We start from the raw sequence: 16,810 nt of genomic DNA, 5'->3' as shown, positions 1-16,810 counted from the left end.
GTTGTGGTGACTTAACAATACTACTTTTAGGACTTGCTTTCTACTGCTTTTGTTATAGAAAACAGAAAATCGCTATGCCACAGCCTTGGCAGGCCATCGCGCAGCGATTTTGTTCAATTCTAATTTGTGTTTGAGAGGGGAGATAACATGGGAAAATTAATTATACTCAGAGGAAATTCAGGCAGTGGGAAATCCACAATCGCAAAAGAATTACAAAGTAAATTTGGACAGAATACCATGCTTATTTCGCAAGACGAAATAAGAAGAAATATGTTGAATGTTGATGATGGAGAAAATACACCTGCATTGCCTCTTATGAAGGAACTTCTGATATATGGCAGTAAACACAGCGATATCGTTATACTGGAAGGTATCATGAATGCAGATTGGTATAAGTCATTATTTGAACTGGCTATTCAAGTATATGGCACAGAAGTGTTTGCCTACTATTTTGATCTGCCTTTCGAGGAGACCGTTAAGCGACATTTGACAAGAGCTAAGTGTCAGGAATTTGGCGCAAAGGAAATGCGAAGATGGTGGCGTGAAAAAGACTTTTCAAATATATTACATGAAACCAGTATTACTGCTGAGAAGGATATGGAAAATATTGTTAAAGACATTTATGATACCCTTTTAAATACTGACAAATTTTAATGGATTAAAGAGAATATCAAACTAAAGAAAAAGGAGAAATTTATGAAAAGAAAGATCCGGCCTGCAGAGGAGGAAATGGGAAATGTGGTATTCCTGATTTTGTTTGTGATCCTGTGGTATTCCTCACTTATTGGTTCTTTTCTGACCGGCGGTACCCATACAGCTGCTCTTTTGTTTTTTGTGGCGGGATTGCTTCCGGTGTATACCGCTGTTACTATGATACGAAAAGCATTGTTTTACCGCAGGCAGCGGGCAGAGGCTATCGCATACGGATCTTCACAGCTTGGCTGGATCCGGAGTGTGGTACGGCAGGATGTTCCTTATCAGTCAGGAAAAAATAACTCTCTTAGATATCACAGGTATTACTATCTTCAGGTGGATATTACAGATCCGGTTACCGGAGTTGTGAATACGATCACAAGTCAGGGATACCGAAAGCCGATCCACCGGTATCTTGCCTCCAATCAGGTACGCATCTATACAGACCGGAGCGGATGGAAGCATTATCTGGAGGATTTTCAGTATAAAGAACGGATGAAGGATCCAGGTATCTTTGATGACAGACCCATGGAATTCGAGGAAACAACAGCCGGAAGCGGACATGTTGTACAGATTTTGTTTGTTGTTATATTTATATTGATGGCGCTGACATCAATTTTTCAGAACTTTTAAAGTGCTTAGCTATGAAGGAATGGTCCGGGACTACAGCCCGGACCATTCTCTTATAAAATATGATCCCTTTGCAGTGCCTCAATCAGATTGCATTTCATTATTTTTCTGCCGCCGATGTAATAGGCCAATGCCACAAAACCGAAAATGACCAATATGAAAATTACAATCGGCATGATCGGAGCTGCCTTCAGAAATTCCATTGGGTTCAGATAACTTGCTGTTACCATGAATCCTACAAACAGCAGAGTAAGGGGCAGGGTGATCAACACCGGACGGCCGGCAATTACCAGGGCTTCAATACAGAACATTTTTTTCATGCTTTCCGGTGTCATGCCGATGGACATATACCTTGCAAATTCTCGTTTCCTTTGTTGAACAAATCCTAAAGTGTATGAGAATATGTTTGCAATGCCGATTATTGCCAGCAAAACGCATAAGGCTCCGACAATCAGCTTATAACCATTCAGCATGGCATTGTTGTCGATTTTTTCCTGGATACGGTTTTCTATTTCAAAAGTATAGTTTCCTTCCATGATATCCGCAGCTTTTGTTTCCAGCATGTTTAGTGCGGAAAGTTCTCTGCTGTTTTCTGCCAGTATACGAATATAAGTATCTGGTTCGGCATTTCCGATCACTTTTTCAACCTGTCTCCAGGTAGAAAGAGGAATGAATTGAACCAGAGTATAGTTCGCATATTCTTCTCTTAAAGCAGGTGGTTCCTGTGTATAAGCAAGGACGGGAATTTCCACTGTATTTTGCGTATGTTCCACATTCTGTAAAAGGATAGTATTCTGTTCTGCAGTCAGAAATGGAACATATTCTTTGTATCTGAAATTGCTGTTTATACTGTCCCAGATGCGGTTCAGGACAATACATCCTGTTTTTTCCGGCTTTATTCCTATCTTTTTACAGTATTCTTTAAATCCATTGTCATCCATAATGATAATGGGAGCCTGAACGGAATAAACGCCTTCGGAAGTACGGGCGACATTTCCTGCTACCGATTCCAAACCTCCTAACCGATGCAGATCATCACTGATACTGGCTTCCGGAACTGCACATTGGGCTGCTGCCTTTTGATAGATAACGCTTTCTGCATGATTTAATTGCAGGATCTCCTCTGTTTTCTCAAAATTTTCTATATTCCTATCTTTCACTGTTACCATAATATCCCATGCGTTCTGATAACGTTCAAAATAGGTATGGTTTGTGCTGATCCCAGAGAGGGTAAAAAAGCATAGCATCAGTGTGAATCCCAGAAAAGAAAGGGTCAAAGATAATGTAGAAGTCCGCAGGGCTTTCTTTTGCGCCTTTATTGTAGCCCTGGCCAACTCGCCTTCAACGCCAAATATCCGGGATAGAAAGGGAGATTTTTTTCTCTTTTTTAGATGGGTCTCTCCAATGTTTTGGATTGCTGCGAGGGGTGTCAGTTTACTTAGTTTTCTTGCAGGCAGCCATGCAGAAACATAAACCGTTAAAATAGCTGACAATATGGTGATCACAAATAGTATCGGATGATAGGCAAAAACTGCTTCGTGCCTGCCGGAAATTCCCTTTGCCAGAGCATTGATAAGCCGGATAGTTCCAAAACTTAATGCGATCCCGGCAACGGTTCCCAATAATATAGGCAGGATACAAAGAGCGGCGGCTTCCTGCAATAAACAAGCACGGATCTGCCCTGGTGTGGCTCCTATGCTGGAAAGGATGCCAAGCTGATGTATACGGGCTTTCATGGATACTGCAAAAGAGTTGTGAATGATCAGAATTAAAGACACTGATGCGATCAGCAGCACTGCCAGATAGAAAGCCATCAATAAAGGAGGATCTGTATCCTGGGGGTCATGGATCAAGTATCTTGATAAAAGCAATTCGTGATAAGACACAGAATTGTCATCCACACCAAAATGCTCAGCTATCAGCGGCAGATCCTGATAGATCGTCCGCATATTTTGAAAGCAGATATCAATCACAAGATGTTCTTCATCTGAAAGCTCTGTATTAATTTGGACAGTTTTTACATTTGCGAAATTCTGAATAGCTGATACGATACTTTCGTTAAATGTTCCGGAAATCCGTCCTTGCCAGCTGCCTTCTTCTAAAGTGATTGATTCAATCTCGTATTTCCATAAATTGTAAGATAAACTGCACAGCAAAGACAAGAACAGTGCAGATATAAAAGCTGCAGCGAGCACAGATAAGCTGGAAGCACGGTTTTTTCTGATAAATCCAATTGAATAATCTTTCCACATATCTTTTACCGGCCTTTCTGATCGCTGAGGATCTTTCCATCTTCTATGGTTATAATGCGGTCAGCTTCTAAAGCGATCTTTTCATCATGGGTAATTAAAAGAATAGTCTGGTTCAGACTGCGGTTTGACAATTTCAGCATATCTATAATTTCCTCCCCGTTTTTCCTGTCAAGATTTCCAGTTGGTTCATCAGCCAGTAAAAGAGCCGGACGGTAAATCAGAGACCGGGCGATGGCTGTACGCTGCTGCTGGCCTCCGGACAGCTGATGGGGAAAAAAGTCTAACTTGTCAATAATTCCCAGGGAATTGACAATCTGCTCAAAATATTTTTCATTGGGTTTTCTCTTATCCAGCATAAGAGGCAGGAGAATGTTCTTTCGCACTGTAAGGGTGGGGATCAGATTGTAGAATTGATAAACAAGCCCTACCTTTCTGCGCCTGAAGATCGCTGCCTGTGTTGGCGTCATCGTTGACAGATCTGTGTCTTCGATCACAACCTTGCCTTCTGTAGGCTTATCTATACTGCCCAGGATATGTAGAAGAGTAGATTTTCCTGAACCAGAAGCACCTACAATGGCAACGAATTCTCCCTTCTGTATGGACAGGTCGATATGATCCAATGCCACCACCTGATTATTTCCAGAACCGTATACTTTCCGGACACCTTCACACCTTAGTATTTCCATGCCGCCTTCTCCTTTCTGTAACTGGCCGATCTGCTAAGCCTGTATACAGTATAACAAAGTAAAGTGACATCTCAGTGACTGTATATTTTTATTTCAAAGCAGGCGCCGCCCTCTGGAATGTTTCGGGCAGTGACTGTTCCATTTTGCAATTCGAAGATCGATCGGGCAAGGGCTAATCCGATGCCGGATCCATTGGGAGTTCCGTTCCTGCCTTGGTAAAATCGTTCAAAAAGGTGGGGGATGTCCCCTTGGACAAATCCTGTGCCTTCATCCCATATCAGAATTTGTGCATACAAAGGATTCTCTGTGTAATCACAATAAATGTGTCCGCCGGACGGTGAATGCTCCATACAATTTTTCATTAGATTGATAAGTGCCTCCATTGACCATTCCAGATCACCGGAAAACTCCATACCTCCTTTCTCTGGTATAACTACCGAAACATTTTTCTCTGACAGTAAATCATTCAGATTTTCCGCTGCCAGAGTTAATGCGGTATAGATGTCAACCTTTTGGAATTTTAAGGGTAGAGTGCCTGCGTCAATTTTAGAAAGAGTCAGCAGAGATTCTTCCAGCCGGTTCAGACGTTCCAATTGTTTTTCTACTTGTAATGCATATTCATTTTGGGAAGCCTTTTTCATCAGCTGTAGAGAAAGATATGCTGCGGTGATCGGTGTCTTCAGCTGATGGGCGATATTTGCCAGATTTTCAGCGAATCTTTCCCTGGCAGCAATCGCTTCTTCTCTGGTCTGATAAAGCATGGTGACAGTTTTATATATTTCATCCTGTAAATGAGAAAAATCATCTTCCTGTGTCTGTATGAATGTCCCGCCGGTTCCTGTATTGACCTGTTCCAGATATTCCGTCAGATAAGTAATCCGCCGCCGGGTTTGTCTGCAGAGCCTCCATATCTCCCAGGCAAAAGCGCAGGCAGAAATAAAAAATAAGGAAAAAAAGAGTGCAAAGATATGGACCGGAAGCCCTCTGCAAAAGTCATCCTTATGATACCCGTATTTTTCCAGATAATTATGTTTGTCCACTTTCTGTTCTGACAAAGATTGATATTCTTTTAATGCAGATAAGAGCTGCGGTTCCGATTTAGGATCGGCTTCTGCAGCAGTTTGGAAAAATGCAGATATGTGTTTGAAAGTATTCTGCTGATAAGTTTGCAGACAAAAAAATGCCATACAAGTCATACACAGAAAAAGAATAAATATGGGAATAAAAAATAGAAATCCTTGTTTTCGTTTTTCGTTCATATGGTATCCTCCATCCGGTAGCCAAAGCTGCGGACTGTTTTCAGACATGGGGGATTATGAAGTTTCTCACGTAACCGTTTCATAGTAACAGTCAGTGTATTATCATTCACATAATTTCCATTGCTGTCCCAGATCTCCTCTAAAAGCTGCTTTCTGGTAACCGTTTTCCCCTTATTTTCCATCAGTAATAAAAGAAGATGATACTCCGGCTGGCTTACAGTGATTTCTTCCTGCTGATAATAAACAGCTAATTTTTCTTTATCTATGACCAGGTCGTTGCAAAACAGCTTTGATTCTCTGACAGCTTTTGTTCTGCGAAGCAGTGCAAGTATACGAGAATAGAGAACAGTAAGTTCAAATGGCTTAACAATGTAATCATCGGCACCATTCTGAAATCCGGCCACAATGTCGTGAGAATCCCCTCGAACAGTCAAAAAGATAATCGGTAAATTGGCCGATCTAATACGGATCCAGCGGCATAGGTCATTTCCCTGGCCATCCGGCAGGTTCCAGTCTATTAAGATTAGTGTAGGAAGATGATCCAGCAGTGCCCGTTTTGCTTCTGAAATTGTTCGGAAAATAAGAACGCTGCAGTTTTGCTGAGCCAAATATTCTTTCACCAAATCAGCAATTGTTTCATCGTCTTCTATATAGTAAACTTCAATCATAATCATTGCCTCCTTTCTGCCTGACAATATTTTCTGCTGTCCGATAGCTTTCTTGTATATAACTTTCTATGGAATCATTATATTTCGAAAGAACGAAAGAAGCAAGGCAGTAAAGCCATACCTGTTCAATGGAAAATAACTAATTTTTTAACAAAGGAAATGACAGAAGGAGGATGATATAGTATAATGAAAAAATATAAAAGCAAAGATAAAAACGCAACGTATGCAGCAATGTATGCCAGAGCCGGTAGGTAGCCCGGCCGTCCTGCTTGACAGGGTAAGTAACCTGCCCCTCCGGGTTGTCCGTTCTTTGCTCATTTCAATCAACGAAGGAGGGATTGTTATGGGCGAAGTATGGTGCAGACTGATCGTGTGCTTTGAAGATCCATTCTGGGTAGGCGTTTTTGAGCGGATTCAGGATGGAAAACTGGCTGCGGCGAAAGTGACTTTTGGCTCAGAGCCAAAGGACTATGAAGTTTCTGAGTTTATACTGAGACGTTATTACAGTCTGCAATTTAGCCCCGCTGTGGAAACTGCTGTTAAGGATAGGAAAAAAAATCCTAAGAGAATGCAGCGTGATGTAAAGAGACAGATGGAGAATACAGGTATTGGAACAAAATCCCAGCAGGCTCTGAAACTTCAGCAGGAGCAGAACAAAAAGATGCGCAAAGAGAAAAGCCGGGAAAAGAAACTGGCGGAATCTGAGCGTAGGTTTGAAATGAAACAGCAAAAGAAAAAAGAGAAACACCGGGGCAGGTAATGCCCTGGTGTTTCTTGACAAGTCTTATTTTGGGTGAGGGGTACAATGGTAAAAGAAGTGGATCCGAAAGATACAAGCCGTGCTGTTGCATACGAGCTTTGGATGAAAGCTCCTAATCCAATGGTGACGTTTTTAAAGACTCTGGATGTGACGAATCTTGTTAAAGTAAGTAAAAAGAGAAAAATGAAGTTTAATATGCTGCTGGATTACTGTATTGGAAAGGCAGCAGCAGAAGTGAAAGAGTTTTATATACTTCCTGTGGGAGACAAACTGCTCCAATATGATCGGATCGCAGTGAATACCATTATAAAAAACAAAAACGGAGAAATCAATTCCTGCGATATTTATTATCAGCCGGATTTAGAGGAATATAATAAGCAGTACCTGGAATATACAACCCAGGCAGCCCAAAAGTGCCGGGATATAGATCTGTCAGAAGACTGTATGGTGATCGGCACATCAGCAATCATAGATACGGAAATTGATGGGGCAGTAGGGATGAACAGCGGTATTTTTAACAATCCTTTTATGATCTGGGGCAGATATAAAAAGAAATGGTTCCGATATGAGCTGCCTCTTTCCTTTCAATTTCACCACACACAGATGGACGGAGCCCATGCAGGGACGTTTCTGGCAAATCTGCAAAGAGAGATCAAAGAACTGTGAAAAAGAACATTATAATTATTATAGTGATATGTGCAGCTGTTGTTCTGGGCATTTTTCTTTATAGGGGTTTCCGGTATCAAAATACTTCTTCGGAACGTCTTCCAGATAGATACAGCCAGGTTATCCCACAGGTCCACAGCATGACAGACAAAGATGGGGACGGCATAGACGACCAGGCGGATATCCTCCAGAGTGCATTGGACTACATTGCTGCTAAGCCTAAATATAAAAGTAAATATTATCAGACAGGCTATCCGGATGACGGTTATGGCGTATGTACAGATGTGGTGACATTTGCGCTGAAAGGCGCCGGATATGATCTGATGACTCTGGTAGATGAGGATATCAGGGCAGATCAGGTGAGTTACAATATAGAACAGCCGGATAAAAACATTGATTTCAGACGGGTGAGAAATCTGAAGGTATATTTTGAACACAGGGCAATAAGCCTTACTACAGATCTTTCTGAAATAGAAGAGTGGCAGGGTGGGGATATTGTAATATTCCAGGACCACATCGGCATTGTCTCCGACCGGAGAAATGAAAACGGCGTTCCCTATGTGATCCATCACAACAGCCCCTGGCAGACAAAATATGAGCAGGATATTCTGGAGAAGAGAGAAGATCTGGTGGCACACTACCGAATTTCTCAATAGTCTGTCTGGAAAACCGAAGAAAATGAAGGATACAGTAAAGGAAAATGAACGATATAGTGGAAGTAAAGTTTTATGATACGGTGGAGGATTCCCTGTTGAAGTTTGCAGTGATCATAGCCAAAACAGAAGAAAAATGGATCTTCTGCAAACACAAAGACAGAGATACTCTGGAAGTACCGGGAGGTCACAGAGAGGCTGGAGAAACAATCCTGGAGGCGGCGAAACGTGAATTGAAAGAGGAAACAGGAGCAGTAGATTTCCACATCCGGCAGGTCTGTGTATATTCCGTAAAAGGGAAAACAAGAGTAGGTGAAGATCTTTCAGAGGAAACTTATGGCATGCTTTTTACAGCAGAGGTTTTTTCCTTTGAAAAAATACATAGCGAGATAGAGAAAATTATTCTGTGCCAGGATCTGACAGATAACTGGACATATCCCCTGATCCAGCCTAAGCTTATTCAGGAAGCCAGAAACAGAGGTTATCTATAAATACATGGAAGTTAACCGTACAGCCGGGAGGAATGGTCAACAGTTTATTTCTGAGATACAAAGTAATAAGCTAGTACATTAGGAGAGAAAAACATATGGAAATAAAACTGGTTAAAGGAAGCTATGAATATAAGAATCAGATCATTGATATGCTCAAAGAATGGATTGATTACAACGAGAATCATCCGGAGGCCAACACATCACCCAATGCAATTTTTAGAAATAATTATGAGGATTTTGCATATTATCTGGAACACCTGGAATATAAAGAACCCCAGGAAGGGCTGGTTCCGGATTCTACTTTCTTTTGTTTCGATGGAAAAAGAAATCTTATGGTAGGGGCGATGAATATCCGCCATGACCTTAATGACTACCTGTTAAAGTACGGAGGACATATCGGCGATGGGATAAGGCCCAGCGAAAGGAGAAAAGGCTATGCCACGGAAATGATCCGGCTGGCATTGGAAGAATGCAGAAAACTGGGGCTGACAAGGGTGTTAATGACATGTGACAAAAATAATATCGGCTCGGCAAAATCCATTATCAGGAACGGCGGTATCTTAGAGAATGAAGTCCTGGAAGAAGGTAGTATCAAACAGAGATACTGGATCGCCTTATAGGAGAATGGAGAAAATTGCTGTAAATCATAATGTGGATTACAGTACGATAAGGGAGGAAACAGACACGTATGTATCCGCTGTTTGTTAAAAAGGTATGTATTGACTGGAACCGGGTTCCAGCAAACAGTTATTTAAATCGTATTCCGGCTCTGAAAGATGTGGAGGAGATTCCATTCAGAAGTCCGGTGACTTATTTTGCAGGGGAAAACGGCACAGGAAAATCCACTCTGCTGGAAGGGATTGCTGTGGCCTATGGATTTAATCCGGAAGGAGGAAGCAGAAATTATTCCTTTTCTACCTATGATACCCATTCGGAACTTTGGGAAGCCATCACTCTTGTCCGGGGGATCAGGCAGAAAAAATGGGGCTACTTCCTGAGGGCAGAAAGCTTTTACAATGTGGCGACAAAAGAGATGGAATATGCGGATATTTCCCATCCTTCTATGAACTTTCATGAAAGGTCTCACGGGGAAAGTTTTCTGGCCCTTATGCAGAGCAGACTGTCTTCACCGGGACTCTATATTCTGGACGAGCCCGAGGCGGCCCTTTCCCCTCAGAGGCAGCTGACTCTTTTGCTTGAAATAAAAAAAGCAGTGGAAATCGGCGCCCAGTTTGTGATCGCCAGCCATTCTCCTATACTTTTGGGATATCCTGGGGCAGAGATCCTGTCTTTTGACAGGGGCAGGATAGAAAAAATCCAATATGAAGCAACAGAAAGCTATCAGGTAACAGAAATGTTTATCAATAACAGAGAATATTTGCTGAAAAGGCTTTTTTCCAATGAGCAGGAAGACGGCGAGTAAATTATTGTCAGGTATACAAATTGGCGGGCAGATTTTTGAACATAATATAAAAAGACTTTATCTTATCCGCCTGAGGTCGAATGCGGGTTATGAAAATAAAAGAAATTAGAAAATACAAAAATATATATAGAATCATGAAGGACTTCCTGATGATCAGATATATGTGTCTGGCTGTTATCTTTATAATGATCATTCTGGCAGGGTTGATCGGGATTCTTTCCATAAAGTATCATTCGGATACTGACATTGCCTTCCTGTTGCTTGCAGGAATATGTATTCTTATAGGGATTATTTTGCAGATTGCAATACAGGACAACAGAATAGATCCGGAAAGTTTGCAAAGAGCAGATTCTGAGCTGCCGGACAGTCTGAGATTTGCAGGAAGAAAAGGGCTCATAGGACCGGTCTGCTATATTACAGAGCATTTTTTAGTCATTGCCCAAGGGGGTTTTCTCCGGATCCTGCCGATAAAAGATATCTTTTCTATGGAAATCAAAAAAACGCAAGGCGGTTATTATTTCAGGCGCAGCTTTCTGGAAATCACAACTAATGAAAAAACATATCAGATAGGACTTGCGGAAAGTATGCCGGATACGGAGGTAAAAAATATGATCGCACAGATCCGGAAGAGAAAAGAATGAAGCAGGCCCATATTTGGAGGAATTACTATCCGAAAGGAGCGGTAGATTTTTTTCTTGCACATCATAGTGAAGATAACATTATGAAAGATATTGAAAGAAATCGTGTTTTTCTTTGCCTTGACGGATCCCGGAACGCTGTTGGTACAGTTACTATAAAGAAAAATGAAATATCCAGGCTTTTTGTGCTCCCTTCTTATCAGGGAATGGGATATGGCACAGAAATGCTTGATTTCGCAGAACAAGCAATTTTTACACAATATTCTAAAATTGTGCTGGACGCCTCATTGCCGGCAAAAAAGATATACCAGAGGAGAGGATATATGGATGTGGAATTTAATAGAATTGCTGTGGGAAATCAGGAATTTTTATGCTATGATGTTATGGAAAAGAGATTACAGATGGAAAAGGGAAGAATTGTGATAATCACTGGTTCTCCCGGGACCGGAAAAACCACGGCAGCCTCAGTTATCGCAAAAGAGTCTTCACTTAGCAGATCAGTACATATCCATAACGATGATTTTTATCATTATCTTTCCAAGGGGGCAATTCCCCCTTACTTACCAGAATCTAATGAGCAGAATAAGGTTGTTATGGAAGCAGTGTTTAGTGCCGCTGAATCTTTTCCCCATAATGGATATGATGTAATCGTAGATGGGATTATCGGACCATGGTTTATTGGCCCCTGGCAAAAAGCTGTAGAGGATGGTTACGAAGTACATTACATTATATTACGGGCGGAGAAAGAAGAGACTCTGAAACGGGCGGTGGGTCGCTCAAAATTAGACACAGATACAAACACAGAATTGGTGGAAATCATGTGGAAGCAATTTTGTAATCTGGGGAACTATGAAACGAAGGTATTGACTACAACAGAATTATCACTGGAAGAGACTGCTGAAAGAATTAAAGAAGGACTTGAGAAAAAGAAATATCTGCTTAGATGATAGGATTTGAACAGCCAGCGGTGGGTCAAGCCTTTATTTACGGGCTTTTCCAGGGCTCTTTGGCAGAGTATGGCTGCTGGCAGGAATCCCATTGTACGAACGGTTATTTATAATTTGTCAAAGTATTCTTTAGCTTCTAATAAACTCATTGATGTGGCATTTCTTAATAGTTTAATTGCTTCGGTATCTTTTCCCGCCCGTTTTAATTCAGTTACATCTTGTTTCAATTCATCTGAAATATAATTTGCTGATATTTGTTCATTTGCAGTTGCATTACATATCTTATCAATTTGATGCTGTTGGTTTTTTACCTGGGATTTTAACCTTGCAATTTCGATATACTCTACTGTACAGATAATGATTATTACGATTAAAAGTCCATATTCCATTTCCAAATAGCTCCTTCTATATTTGTTTCAGGCATTGAAATACATATCATAAACAATATATCCCTTTATATCCTGCATTTCTAACTTTTTTAATGCCTTTGGTAATCATTGCAGAACCAATTCCCTGATGAAAGTAGTCGGCATGAACGGCCACGGGTGCAAGCATAACGATATTATTTTCTCCTCTATCATCAATATGTACTCCATTTGGGGTGGAAGATAATGGAAATCTCGAAAAAAGGAAATGGCCTACTAACTTACCATCTGATTCAGCAACAAATGATAATTCGGGAATATAATATTCCGAGTCTCGTATTTCTTCTACCAGAGCAATAATATCTGTTCCATCCGAGTAATCAGTTCCTTCACTAAAAGAACGTAAAATTAATGAAATTATCTCTTTATAATCTTTATGTGTTTCTTGTCGTATTGTTATATCATTTATTTATATCCTCCTCTAAATTCTTTAGGTTAGAATTAAAATTACTAGTAATCAAAACACTGCTTTACACGGAGATGCATTTTTGCTGTGGTGAATTAATAATACTACTTTTAGGACTTGCTTTCTACTGTTTTTAATTAATAAGGTATAGTTTTAGAACCAGGAGCTGGAAGTAGAGCTGATGAAGAGCGTCCGACTATTGCTTGGCGTAGAGCAATTGGAAAGCACCAGTATCCATAGCAGTTCCGGCAACTTCATACCGTATATGGTGTCGGGGATTGGATTTATATTTTCTCTTTTCATTGAATGTAAGATTTGATATACTTATTTAGACTGACTGTTTGGTTCGATTTCCCGAAAGACTGCTTTTATTACAAGAATGACTATTTGGCAGCAATCGGGAAAACAGAACAGTTCATATACTTATTTTTTAAGAGAGGGTTAATTCCATGAGTTTAGCATATCGTCTTGGCTCTGTCGCCTTTATTATGGCTCTGATGGCCCTGGCTTTGTATATCCTGACCTCAGGTATCCTGGGCCGCAAGATTCACTGGAAGTCTCTGGGCATCTTTTTTATTTGCGGGGAGGTGTTCCAATGGTCGGCAATGTTTCTGTACCTTTTATATACCGTAGTAACCGGGCAGGAGAACATTCCTTCCGCAGTCTTTGATACCGCCTGCTATCTGCTGATGGCCTTAGTTTTGGGAGCTATGATGACCAAACTCCACCGTATTCCGCTGCTGCACACCTTTACGGCAGCCATCTTGTGTACTTTTGTCGTCAACACTGCCAACAACACTATGGTGTATGTTGTGGAGGAATATTCACCGCTGTTTGACCGTCAGCACTTCCTGGTTTTCGTACGTCTGGATTTGCCTTATATGCTGACCGTTGGGATCGCCTTGCTGGTGGCAGCCATTCTGAAACGGTCCGAGTTCTACCGATATTTCACTGCCATGTTCCGCAGCCGAGCCAGAGGTATTCTGACCCTAGTGGTTTGTCTTGTTCTCATGCTCATTATGCCTTTACAGCAGCTTTTGTTCCCCAATCTGACCCCGGACGCCAGCTATGCAACTTTCTTCTTTGCACTTATCGTAGTGGGGGTGTTCCTGCTCCAGTTCGCCGCCATGTATGCTGCCGGACAGGACCGTATCAAAGCACAGGAGGAAACAATCTTGCAGCAACAGGCCCATATGGTTCTGCTGGAAGAACTCCAACAGGAGATCAGGGCCTTTCGCCATGATTTTACTAATCTGTTTTCCGGTCTGACCCTCCAGGCGCAAGAAGGAGATTTGGCGGGCATCCAGGACTTCATGAAACGTACCAGCAGTTATTTTGACGAAAAGCTGGGCAACGAGATTGCGCAGATGGATGGACTCAACAACATTCAACTTTATCCCTTAAGAAGTCTTCTGGCTACTAAACTGGCAAAGATGCGGCAGATGCGGATCAAGGGTGTATTAGAGGCTTTGAAACCAATAGACAGCCGGCTGGGTATGGATACAGACGATCTGCTCCGAGCCCTGGGCATCCTATTAGATAACGCCATAGAGGCTGTTCCCAAAGAGGAAGGTCAAGTACGAGTGGTACTGCTCCAGGAGGAGAAAGAACTGTATCTGGCGGTGGCAAATAATTATGAAAAAGCGCCGGATCTTTCTTCCCTGACCAAGAAGGGATATACCACCAAAGGCTCCGGTCACGGCACAGGGTTGACCAGTTACCGGCGCATTGTTGCCCGGTGTCGGGGATGTGCCACCCGCACTTACCTGAAGGACGGGATGTTCATTCAGGAGCTGCATATTCCGGCGGTCTAACTGTTCAGGAGGTGATTTATATGATACCAGTTTACATATGTGATGACGAGCTGCCTATCCGAAAAAGTCTGGAGCAGATCGTCAGAAATCAGATCTTAATTCTGGACAGCGACATGGGGCCGGTACGGGCCCTGGAAGACCCGGAGAAACTGCTGGAGGTGCAAAAGCAGGATTCCGTTCCGGCTATCTATTTTCTGGATATTGACTTTCCCGGCAAAATGAGCGGACTGGAGCTGGCCCAAAAGCTGCGGCAGTACGATCCCAGAGGATTCATTGTGTTTATTACAGCCCACAATGATCTTGCCTTTGAGACATTCCGCCTGCGGCTGGAGGCTCTGGATTATATCGTTAAAGGCGACCACACCGCTATGACCGGACGGGTACAGAGCTGTCTTGAGAGTATCCGGGAGCGGATGGAGGCTCAGCGCCCTGGTCAGGGCAGTTATTGTACGGTAAAGATCCTGGATACCGTACGGCACATTCCTATGGACAGCATCCTTTATTTGGAGGCGGTAGGGCTGCGTCATACACTGCAGATGCACCTGGACAATGAACTGCTGGAGTTCAACAGTAGTCTGGAGCACCTCGCACAGCAACTGGGGGAGGGATTCTGGCGGTGTCATCGGAGTTTCCTAGTCAACCGTTCCCGCATCCGAGCGGTACACTTAAAGGAGCAGACGGTAGAGATGGACAACGGGGAGATCTGCCTCCTCTCCCGCAAGGCGAAAAATGAATATCGTCGGACAGATTAACAAGGGCTGTCGCATTAAACATATGTCAGGAATATTTATACATTTTATGCGAATTTGTCGAGCATAGCTTTGAGACCATAGGCTCAAAGCGGTGCAGGCTGAGCAATAAAATGTATAAATATTCTCGATTTTGATTAATGCGACAGCCTCTTGCATTTGGCGAAACGTATCAAACCATTGGCGAAAGAAACGGTCACAGTTTCTGTTTGTCTGCTATACTTAGACCATCGAAAGAAAACATACGAAAAATCGAAAGGAGATATCTACTATGCCTGCTGAAAAATATGTTACTGAGTTTGTAAAGGAAGCCGGGTTCACACCCATCCCTGACCGCGCCATTATTGTTACCTATGCCCCTGCCAACATGAGTGAACGGGTCGTCAAGTTCTTTTCCAATGAGTTTTTTGCTCTGCAAATGTGCCAGGATTCTTTGGTATTGCTTCCTTTCGGGAGGATGTCCTTCATGCTGAAAAAGGATGTGGCACTGGAGATCCCCTATAATACTATTCGCAAGGTAGAGGTAAAAGAAGATATGTTCAACTGGCGTATCGAGCTGGACACGGATGAGGGCATGATTGCTCTGTCCGCTCAGCAGAAAGAACTGAGCGAGTGGCGTCACTCTGGCACGCTGTCTGTAGGTATGAGCGGGCTCGGCTCAGGTATCATGGGTTCCGGTGCTTTGAAAGTTGCTAACTGGCATCGATCCAATCTGGACGCTACCCTGGAAGCACTGAAAGCTCTGCCCGGGAGGAGGGAGGAGATTGCATGACTCTGGAATCTCTCACTGCCCAGGGCTGGCAGGCGAAGCGGCACACCCTTACCGCATCCCAGACCTACCTGTGGGGTATTCTGTTTTCCCTGCCCTTTGTACTTCTGGCCGGGGGAATCTATCGGATGCTCTTGCTTCACCGGGCGGTGCTGCTGGATCGCACCGGTCTGATTCTGCTGGCTGTTATTATAGTCAGTGTACCGTTACACGAAGCCCTGCATGGTTTTGGATGGAAATTGGCAGGACGGCTGCATAAAGGTGACGTGACGTTTTTCCTTCGTGGTGGTATCCCCATGTGCGCCTGCCGGACAATTCTTTCAACGAAAGCGTATCTTATAGGTACGCTTCTTCCTTTCTTTATCCTGGGTGGCGGTAGCTTTTTGTTCCTGTTTCTCTGCCCTGGTACAATATCGGTGCTGACAGCACTTGTAAACCTGATGCTGCCAGGGGCAGACCTGGCAATATCCTGGCGTGTACTGCGCAGCGAAGCTGCTTTAATCGCAGATAATCCGGAGGGAGCTGGATTTATTGGGCTTGTAAAGAACCAAGAATGATTTCATGAAAAAAGTGCTTTCATAGACAAGTGCCCCGGTCTGTCTCATTAAATGAGAAGACCGGGGCACTGATCTTTCCAAAATGGCTGTTTCCACATCGTCCACCAGATGTTCTGCCACGGCAACGTAAGCCCGCTATTTATTGACTGTGATTTTTTCAAAAGTGTAGTATGGAGCCTCCTTATTTGGTATAATTGAGATATGGCTAGTGTGCTGACTTGATGATATTTAACTAAATATTCTGGTAATCACAGCTGTTCTGATGTATAATCAAAAAAAAAACGGCGGTGATTCCTATGGCAAGACCAAAAAAATACAACATCC

At 42.7% G+C, this 16,810-nt stretch carries 21 protein-coding genes; 15 read left to right on the top strand and 6 right to left on the bottom strand.

What is annotated here, in order from left to right; genetic code table 11:
- Positions 1–147: 147 nt before the first annotated feature.
- Both B5G33_RS20115 and B5G33_RS20110 read left to right on the top strand, forming a co-directional pair.
- Positions 148–654 (top strand): kinase, encoded by a 507-nt coding sequence (locus B5G33_RS20115; RefSeq protein ID WP_087275011.1) that lies wholly within the window; start codon positions 148–150, stop codon positions 652–654.
- A 42-nt stretch (positions 655–696) separates the two neighbouring features.
- The gene (locus B5G33_RS20110; RefSeq protein WP_087275010.1) at positions 697–1,326 is read left to right on the top strand and encodes a hypothetical protein; all 630 of its coding nucleotides are present in this window, start codon (positions 697–699) and stop codon (positions 1,324–1,326) included.
- Between the two features lie 50 nt (positions 1,327–1,376).
- Here B5G33_RS20110 and B5G33_RS20105 read toward each other — a convergent pair whose 3' ends face one another.
- The 4 genes from B5G33_RS20105 to B5G33_RS20090 form a co-directional block, all read right to left on the bottom strand.
- On the bottom strand, positions 1,377–3,575 hold the full coding sequence (locus B5G33_RS20105; protein ID WP_087275009.1) for an ABC transporter permease: 2,199 nt from the start codon (positions 3,573–3,575) through the stop codon (positions 1,377–1,379).
- Positions 3,576–3,580: 5 nt separating this feature from the next.
- The gene (locus tag B5G33_RS20100) at positions 3,581–4,261 is read right to left on the bottom strand and encodes an ABC transporter ATP-binding protein (RefSeq protein WP_087275008.1); all 681 of its coding nucleotides are present in this window, start codon (positions 4,259–4,261) and stop codon (positions 3,581–3,583) included.
- Between the two features lie 71 nt (positions 4,262–4,332).
- On the bottom strand, positions 4,333–5,316 hold the full coding sequence (locus tag B5G33_RS20095) for a sensor histidine kinase (protein ID WP_242971423.1): 984 nt from the start codon (positions 5,314–5,316) through the stop codon (positions 4,333–4,335).
- 200 nt (positions 5,317–5,516) lie between these two features.
- Positions 5,517–6,188, bottom strand: a complete 672-nt coding sequence (locus B5G33_RS20090) for a response regulator transcription factor (protein WP_087275006.1) — start codon at positions 6,186–6,188, stop codon at positions 5,517–5,519.
- Between the two features lie 343 nt (positions 6,189–6,531).
- On the opposite strand from B5G33_RS20090, the gene B5G33_RS20085 reads away from it, so the two are divergent.
- The 8 genes from B5G33_RS20085 (at position 6,532) to B5G33_RS22825 (ending at position 11,766) form a co-directional block, all read left to right on the top strand.
- Positions 6,532–6,948, top strand: coding sequence for a YjdF family protein (locus tag B5G33_RS20085; protein ID WP_087418894.1), 417 nt, complete (start codon positions 6,532–6,534; stop codon positions 6,946–6,948).
- Between the two features lie 45 nt (positions 6,949–6,993).
- Positions 6,994–7,614 (top strand): CatA-like O-acetyltransferase, family 2, encoded by a 621-nt coding sequence (locus B5G33_RS20080; protein WP_087418893.1) that lies wholly within the window; start codon positions 6,994–6,996, stop codon positions 7,612–7,614.
- 140 nt (positions 7,615–7,754) lie between these two features.
- On the top strand, positions 7,755–8,270 hold the full coding sequence (locus B5G33_RS20075) for a DUF1287 domain-containing protein (RefSeq protein WP_087418896.1): 516 nt from the start codon (positions 7,755–7,757) through the stop codon (positions 8,268–8,270).
- Between the two features lie 44 nt (positions 8,271–8,314).
- Positions 8,315–8,758 carry an NUDIX hydrolase gene (locus tag B5G33_RS20070; RefSeq protein WP_242974784.1) on the top strand — a complete coding sequence of 148 codons (444 nt, stop codon included), beginning with the start codon at positions 8,315–8,317 and terminating at the stop codon, positions 8,756–8,758.
- Positions 8,759–8,853: 95 nt separating this feature from the next.
- Positions 8,854–9,378 carry a GNAT family N-acetyltransferase gene (locus tag B5G33_RS20065; protein WP_087418892.1) on the top strand — a complete coding sequence of 175 codons (525 nt, stop codon included), beginning with the start codon at positions 8,854–8,856 and terminating at the stop codon, positions 9,376–9,378.
- Between the two features lie 68 nt (positions 9,379–9,446).
- Positions 9,447–10,181, top strand: a complete 735-nt coding sequence (locus B5G33_RS20060) for an AAA family ATPase (protein ID WP_087418891.1) — start codon at positions 9,447–9,449, stop codon at positions 10,179–10,181.
- A 149-nt stretch (positions 10,182–10,330) separates the two neighbouring features.
- Entirely contained in the window at positions 10,331–10,822 is a 492-nt protein-coding gene (locus B5G33_RS20055) for a hypothetical protein (RefSeq protein WP_143276564.1), read from the top strand.
- The gene (locus tag B5G33_RS22825) at positions 10,819–11,766 is read left to right on the top strand and encodes a GNAT family N-acetyltransferase (RefSeq protein ID WP_087418889.1); all 948 of its coding nucleotides are present in this window, start codon (positions 10,819–10,821) and stop codon (positions 11,764–11,766) included. Before B5G33_RS20055 ends, B5G33_RS22825 begins: the two co-directional genes overlap by 4 nt.
- A 107-nt stretch (positions 11,767–11,873) precedes the next feature.
- On the opposite strand, the gene B5G33_RS20045 is transcribed toward B5G33_RS22825, so the two are convergent.
- Together B5G33_RS20045 and B5G33_RS22135 are read right to left on the bottom strand one after the other, a co-directional pair.
- Complete coding sequence (locus B5G33_RS20045) at positions 11,874–12,155, bottom strand: hypothetical protein (protein WP_087418888.1); 282 nt, start codon at positions 12,153–12,155, stop codon at positions 11,874–11,876.
- Between the two features lie 46 nt (positions 12,156–12,201).
- The gene (locus tag B5G33_RS22135) at positions 12,202–12,471 is read right to left on the bottom strand and encodes a GNAT family N-acetyltransferase (RefSeq protein ID WP_275532849.1); all 270 of its coding nucleotides are present in this window, start codon (positions 12,469–12,471) and stop codon (positions 12,202–12,204) included.
- Positions 12,472–13,046: 575 nt separating this feature from the next.
- Between B5G33_RS22135 and B5G33_RS20035 the strand changes: the two genes are divergently transcribed.
- The 5 genes from B5G33_RS20035 to B5G33_RS20020 all read left to right on the top strand — a co-directional run bounded on the left by B5G33_RS20035 (position 13,047) and on the right by B5G33_RS20020 (position 16,486).
- Positions 13,047–14,411 carry a sensor histidine kinase gene (locus B5G33_RS20035; protein WP_087418886.1) on the top strand — a complete coding sequence of 455 codons (1,365 nt, stop codon included), beginning with the start codon at positions 13,047–13,049 and terminating at the stop codon, positions 14,409–14,411.
- Complete coding sequence (locus B5G33_RS22820; RefSeq protein ID WP_140403184.1) at positions 14,395–14,454, top strand: hypothetical protein; 60 nt, start codon at positions 14,395–14,397, stop codon at positions 14,452–14,454. The genes B5G33_RS20035 and B5G33_RS22820 overlap by 17 nt, the downstream gene beginning before the upstream one ends.
- Positions 14,432–15,163, top strand: coding sequence for a LytR/AlgR family response regulator transcription factor (locus B5G33_RS20030; protein WP_087274996.1), 732 nt, complete (start codon positions 14,432–14,434; stop codon positions 15,161–15,163). The genes B5G33_RS22820 and B5G33_RS20030 overlap by 23 nt, the downstream gene beginning before the upstream one ends.
- Before the next feature lie 268 nt (positions 15,164–15,431).
- Positions 15,432–15,932 (top strand): hypothetical protein, encoded by a 501-nt coding sequence (locus B5G33_RS20025; RefSeq protein ID WP_087418885.1) that lies wholly within the window; start codon positions 15,432–15,434, stop codon positions 15,930–15,932.
- Complete coding sequence (locus tag B5G33_RS20020) at positions 15,929–16,486, top strand: DUF3267 domain-containing protein (RefSeq protein WP_087418884.1); 558 nt, start codon at positions 15,929–15,931, stop codon at positions 16,484–16,486. Before B5G33_RS20025 ends, B5G33_RS20020 begins: the two co-directional genes overlap by 4 nt.
- The last annotated feature ends 324 nt before the right edge of the window (positions 16,487–16,810 follow it).

This window comes from Blautia sp. An81 (assembly GCF_002161285.1).
In the GTDB taxonomy this organism is placed as follows: domain Bacteria; phylum Bacillota; class Clostridia; order Lachnospirales; family Lachnospiraceae; genus Blautia; species Blautia ornithocaccae.
The sequence above is the reverse complement of the archived record's forward strand: the minus strand, read 5'-3'. Positions and strand labels throughout refer to the sequence as shown.

Coding starts and splice junctions, on each gene's coding strand:
- B5G33_RS20035 (WP_087418886.1), top strand. CDS start 13,047: ATGAGTTTAGCATATCGTCTTGGCTCTGTCGCCTTTATTATGGCTCTG.
- B5G33_RS20065 (WP_087418892.1), top strand. CDS start 8,854: ATGGAAATAAAACTGGTTAAAGGAAGCTATGAATATAAGAATCAGATC.
- B5G33_RS20080 (WP_087418893.1), top strand. CDS start 6,994: ATGGTAAAAGAAGTGGATCCGAAAGATACAAGCCGTGCTGTTGCATAC.
- B5G33_RS20025 (WP_087418885.1), top strand. CDS start 15,432: ATGCCTGCTGAAAAATATGTTACTGAGTTTGTAAAGGAAGCCGGGTTC.
- B5G33_RS20110 (WP_087275010.1), top strand. CDS start 697: ATGAAAAGAAAGATCCGGCCTGCAGAGGAGGAAATGGGAAATGTGGTA.
- B5G33_RS20045 (WP_087418888.1), bottom strand. CDS start 12,155: ATGGAATATGGACTTTTAATCGTAATAATCATTATCTGTACAGTAGAG.
- B5G33_RS20055 (WP_143276564.1), top strand. CDS start 10,331: ATGATCAGATATATGTGTCTGGCTGTTATCTTTATAATGATCATTCTG.
- B5G33_RS20075 (WP_087418896.1), top strand. CDS start 7,755: ATGACAGACAAAGATGGGGACGGCATAGACGACCAGGCGGATATCCTC.
- B5G33_RS20105 (WP_087275009.1), bottom strand. CDS start 3,575: ATGTGGAAAGATTATTCAATTGGATTTATCAGAAAAAACCGTGCTTCC.
- B5G33_RS20030 (WP_087274996.1), top strand. CDS start 14,432: ATGATACCAGTTTACATATGTGATGACGAGCTGCCTATCCGAAAAAGT.
- B5G33_RS20060 (WP_087418891.1), top strand. CDS start 9,447: ATGTATCCGCTGTTTGTTAAAAAGGTATGTATTGACTGGAACCGGGTT.
- B5G33_RS22825 (WP_087418889.1), top strand. CDS start 10,819: ATGAAGCAGGCCCATATTTGGAGGAATTACTATCCGAAAGGAGCGGTA.
- B5G33_RS20115 (WP_087275011.1), top strand. CDS start 148: ATGGGAAAATTAATTATACTCAGAGGAAATTCAGGCAGTGGGAAATCC.
- B5G33_RS20020 (WP_087418884.1), top strand. CDS start 15,929: ATGACTCTGGAATCTCTCACTGCCCAGGGCTGGCAGGCGAAGCGGCAC.
- B5G33_RS20100 (WP_087275008.1), bottom strand. CDS start 4,261: ATGGAAATACTAAGGTGTGAAGGTGTCCGGAAAGTATACGGTTCTGGA.
- B5G33_RS20085 (WP_087418894.1), top strand. CDS start 6,532: ATGGGCGAAGTATGGTGCAGACTGATCGTGTGCTTTGAAGATCCATTC.
- B5G33_RS20090 (WP_087275006.1), bottom strand. CDS start 6,188: ATGATTGAAGTTTACTATATAGAAGACGATGAAACAATTGCTGATTTG.
- B5G33_RS20070 (WP_242974784.1), top strand. CDS start 8,315: ATGAACGATATAGTGGAAGTAAAGTTTTATGATACGGTGGAGGATTCC.